General features: G+C 47.6%; 1 tRNA gene. It reads left to right on the top strand.

Annotated elements, in window-relative coordinates:
- Nucleotides 1-152 precede the first annotated feature (152 nt).
- Nucleotides 153-229, top strand: a tRNA-Val gene (locus ACL9RI_RS27755).

Below are 229 nucleotides of genomic sequence, written 5' to 3'. Positions count from 1 at the left end.
GGTTAGTTCAGCTGGTTAGAATACTTGGTCGACATCCAAGGGGTCGGGGATTCGAATTCCTCACCGCCCACCAGAATTTGCAGTAAATAGTTTTTTAAGCTGGCGCAAGCCGCAAGCGGTCATTTAAAATAAAATGATCAATAGAGTTTTACGGGCGGTTAGTTCAGCTGGTTAGAATACTTGGTCGACATCCAAGGGGTCGGGGATTCGAATTCCTCACCGCCCACCA

Origin of the sequence: Janthinobacterium sp. Mn2066 (assembly GCF_049319705.1) — a bacterium.
In the GTDB taxonomy this organism is placed as follows: domain Bacteria; phylum Pseudomonadota; class Gammaproteobacteria; order Burkholderiales; family Burkholderiaceae_D; genus Janthinobacterium.
Note: the sequence above shows the minus strand (reverse complement) of the source record. Positions and strands in the feature narration are given on the sequence as shown.